This window comes from Nostoc sp. FACHB-152 (assembly GCF_014697475.1).
Lineage (GTDB): Bacteria > Cyanobacteriota > Cyanobacteriia > Cyanobacteriales > Nostocaceae > Nostoc_B.
The window spans coordinates 1-2,076 of sequence record NZ_JACJRV010000186.1 but is presented as its reverse complement, the minus strand read 5'-3'; the positions used below and the strand labels follow the sequence as shown (position 1 = coordinate 2,076).

The window sequence follows — 2,076 nt, the reverse complement described above, 5'->3', positions numbered from 1 at the left end:
AGAAGAGCTTATGGTTTAACTAACTTTGATAATTTTAGAAGAAGAATTCTACTCAATTGGTATTTCTGCTACTAATTTATCATATCTAGTCTGGGAGAGCCAAACAAGTTCATCAAATAAAAGTAATAACCAGTTCTTATTACCTACTAAAGATATTAATAATTTTGAATTTAAAGCTCAAAAAATGTCTCCTTTACCCAGATCAATTGGGAGAACAATTAACAGAATTAAATTAGAATTAAAACCACAAGCAGAAGCAGAGGTTATCAATGATTTTCATAGCTCTAGCACTAAAACAAAAACTGCTATTACTTTTATTTTGTCACTAATTGTTGTGCCAATATTAGTTCAGCATTTATCTAAACAATTCATAGTTAGTCGAATCGTTTACCAGCTTCGTGGCGAACATAATACTGATGTTTTTCTCAACAAAGAGATGAAAGAAGAAGCTTTTAGAGAATTAAAAGCTTTTGAAGAAGAACTCAAGTTTGCCAGTTTAGTTGACAATTCACCTAAGCTCTCATCAGAAGTAATTGAAGATAAATTTAAACATAAAGCAACTGAAGTCTTAGAAGAGTTTCGAGAAAAAAGTACTAGTGCAATTAGTAATGTTTTTGCTGACAGCGAGCATTGTTGCAGTGGTGATTATGTTACTGGGTTTTGTTGATGAAATAGCTCAAAAGAAACAATATATACCTCAGGTCAATAAGTTTAGTCCTTTAAAAACTGTAGGAAAAGAAGAATGAATTCCGCACCAACATTTAACTTACTCAGTATTGGTCACAGAGGCGTTGGCAAAACAGTGTTCCTAGCTGGCAGCTATGCAGAGTTACATACTGATTATCAAACCAAGCAAAAGCAGAATATGTGGTTTGATTGCACTGAAGGTCAAGTGCAAGAAAATATAGATAGCATTCTCCGTTATATTTCTGAGACTGCTCACTATCCACCTGCGACGATGAAAATCACTAATTTTAGCTTTAGTCTTAATCGCCGTTCTTGGTGGGGGACTGAAACTGTATGTAATTTCTCGTGGTCAGATATACCTGGTGAAATTTGCACAATTCACAATAGTGATTTTCGCGCAATGGTTTCTAACTCAGATGGTTGCTGTGTATTTATTGATGCCTATGCTTTAGTATGCAAGGGTAAAGCATATATCGAGTTATTGGAAGAGATTATCAAACAAGTAATGGCGATCGCTAGTGTAGCTTACCTACATGATCGCCATTATCCCTTTGTCTTAATCATGACTAAATGTGATTTGCTGAAATCAGACCGCCTCAGCAAAGATCTTCAGCAACTTCTTCAACCATTAACTTCCCGTCTGGATGCTGTTAAAGCCCAATATCAAACATTTTATTCAATGATTCCGATTGCTCGCACAAGAAATAGTGCAAAACTCGATCCAAGAGGTGCAGCGGCTCCAATTTTATCGCTCGTTTGGGAGTTAGCTCAAGCCGATCAACTTAATTTAATCCAAGACCGCTCCCCAATAATTCCAGATTTATGGTCAAATCTGCTGCAAAATTTCCAAAATTTCATTGACCAATTACTACCAAAGCCGCAGGTAAAAACAACTTCCCAACCTGTCGAAGTTCCATCAGAATCCACCAAAATTTCCTTTGAGGGACTTGGAATTAAAAATCAGCAGCCATCTCATCAAGATTGGATCGGTAATTTTAATAAGCCCAGAAATATCATGGCTGTGGCTCTTGCTAGTATAACTTTAATCGGAATCAGTCTAACTTATCGTTACATAAAACTTTCTCAACCTTGCTCATCAGGAAATTGTTTACTTCTTGATAAAGCAGGAGCTTCAGGTAATTACTCTACCGAAACCTACAAAGATAACAAAACTAATAAAAAATAATCTTAGTTGTTATCAACCCTATAAAAATAGTCCGTTGATTAACATTTGCTGAACAACATCCCTGTGTAAAATGAACAAGTTAGCAACAATCACTGCCACTTCTAAGTAGGTCGGCGGAAAAATTTACAAGTATGTAACAAACAGTTAAGCAGAAGAATGAGAGTTAAATCTAACACGTTGTGTACTGTAGTTTCCCTTGGATG

Annotated in this window: 2 protein-coding genes; both read left to right on the top strand. The window is 35.7% G+C overall.

Annotation, left to right across the window (positions count from 1 at the left end; all coding sequences use genetic code 11):
- The first annotated feature begins 25 nt into the window (after positions 1 to 25).
- Positions 26 to 667, top strand: a complete 642-nt coding sequence (locus tag H6G76_RS36470) for a hypothetical protein (protein ID WP_190711055.1) — start codon at positions 26 to 28, stop codon at positions 665 to 667.
- Between the two features lie 75 nt (positions 668 to 742).
- A complete protein-coding gene (locus H6G76_RS36465) occupies positions 743 to 1,873 on the top strand; it encodes a hypothetical protein (protein ID WP_190711054.1) in 1,131 nt (376 codons plus the stop codon).
- Positions 1,874 to 2,076 lie beyond the last annotated feature (203 nt).

Coding starts and splice junctions, on each gene's coding strand:
- H6G76_RS36465 (WP_190711054.1), top strand. CDS start 743: ATGAATTCCGCACCAACATTTAACTTACTCAGTATTGGTCACAGAGGC.